The organism is Caulobacter sp. 17J65-9 (assembly GCF_010975005.1).
GTDB lineage: Bacteria > Pseudomonadota > Alphaproteobacteria > Caulobacterales > Caulobacteraceae > 17J80-11.
In genome coordinates this window covers 1-1,513 of record NZ_JAAIVC010000292.1, presented here as the reverse complement: position 1 = coordinate 1,513, position 1,513 = coordinate 1, and the positions used below count along the sequence as shown (strand labels likewise).

The following is a 1,513-nucleotide window of genomic DNA, read 5'->3' as shown; positions in this document are numbered from 1 at the left end:
TGGCCGAACTGCGCGCCGCCATGAGCCGCGAGGCCGGGGTGGAGCGCAACGGCGCGGGCCTGAGCCGCCTGCTGGCCACCATCCAGCGGCTGGAGGACGCGCACGGCCGCGCCGCGCCGCTGGTCGCCGCCCGCCTGATCGCCCACGCCGCCCTGCTGCGCCAGGAAAGCCGCGGCGGGCACTACCGCTCCGACTTCCCCAATCCGGCGGCCGAGGCGCGACGCGCCGTCTTCCGCCTCGCCGACCTTTCCGCTTCCGCCGAACCCATGGCCGCCGAATGACCGCTCCGCTTCCCGACCTCCTGATCGAACCGATCGTGCGCGCCGCCCTGGCCGAGGACCTGGGCCGCGCCGGCGACGTGACCGGGGCCGCCTGCATTCCGGCCGACGCCCGCATGAACGCGGTTTTCGCGGTGCGCCGGGACGGCCGGATCTCGGGTCTCGACGGCGCCCGGCTGGCCGTGAAGGCGATGGATCTGGACGCCCGCTTCGAGGCGCTGGTCGCCGACGGCGACGACGCTTCGGCCGGTACGGAACTGGCCCGCGTCTGGGGGAACGCCCGCGCCCTGCTGGCGGCCGAGCGCGTGGCGCTGAACCTGCTGTGCCGGATGTCCGGCGTCGCCACCCTGACCCGCGCCTATGTCCGCGCGGTCGAGGGCACGGGCGCGAAGATCGTCTGCACGCGCAAGACCACGCCGGGCCTTCGCGCGCTGGAGAAGTACGCCGTGCGCTGCGGCGGGGGCGTCAATCACCGCTACGGCCTCGACGACGCCATCCTGATCAAGGACAACCACGTCGCCGTCTGTGGCGGGGTCGGCCCGGCGCTCGAACGCGCCCGCGCCGAGGTCGGCCACCTGATGAAGATAGAGCTGGAGGTCGACTCGCTCGGTCAGCTGGAGGAGGCCCTGCCCTTCCGTCCGGACGTGGTGATGCTGGACAATTTCAGCCTGGAGCACCTGCGCGCCGCCGTCGCCCTGGCCAAGGGCAAGGTCGTGCTGGAGGCCTCCGGCGGGGTGAACCTCGACACCGTGCGCGCCATCGCCGAGACGGGGGTGGACGTGATCTCGGTGGGCGCCCTCACCCACTCGGCGCCGGTGCTGGACGTGGGGCTGGACGCAGTCTGAAGGCGGCCAGGCGCGCCTGCAGCGGCGCGTCGATCCAGCGGTTGAAGGCCCAGGCCACCGCCAGGGCGAACGGCAGGCCGCCCGCCCACAGGCCCCAGGCGGCCGCCCGGCCGAGCTGAGCGCCGGCGACCAGCACCCGCACGGCGCCGAACCAGACCGCGCCCGCAAGCGCGTGGGTGATGAACAGGGCGAAGGACAGGGCCGCGGCCGACGCGGCGATCGACGAGCCGCGCCTGGGCCGGGCGTCGGCGGCGACCACCAGCACGGCGATGGCGATCACCGCGGCGAAGTCCGCCAGGGCCGAACGCGGGGCCGGCGCGAACAGGAGAAGGCCCGCCGCCCCGGCCAGGGCCAGGGCGGTGGCGGCGCCCGCGCCGATCTCCCGATCCT

The 1,513-nt window shown here is 75.0% G+C and carries 1 protein-coding gene and 2 pseudogenes; 2 read left to right on the top strand and 1 reads right to left on the bottom strand.

All coding sequences use genetic code 11. From position 1 onward, the window contains the following. Together G3573_RS21430 and nadC are read left to right on the top strand one after the other, a co-directional pair. Positions 1-281: pseudogene (locus G3573_RS21430) on the top strand (L-aspartate oxidase); the annotation flags it as partial. Next, positions 278-1,123, top strand: a complete 846-nt coding sequence (nadC, locus tag G3573_RS21425; RefSeq protein ID WP_163263652.1) for a carboxylating nicotinate-nucleotide diphosphorylase — start codon at positions 278-280, stop codon at positions 1,121-1,123. The pseudogene G3573_RS21430 and the gene nadC, both read left to right, overlap by 4 nt. Here the strand turns inward: nadC and G3573_RS21420 are convergent. Continuing rightward, positions 1,077-1,513: pseudogene (locus G3573_RS21420) on the bottom strand (hypothetical protein); the annotation flags it as partial. The gene nadC and the pseudogene G3573_RS21420 sit on opposite strands and share 47 nt — an antisense overlap.

Excerpts from the sequence above, each read along its gene's own strand:
- nadC (WP_163263652.1), top strand. The coding sequence starts at position 278 with ATGACCGCTCCGCTTCCCGACCTCCTGATCGAACCGATCGTGCGCGCC.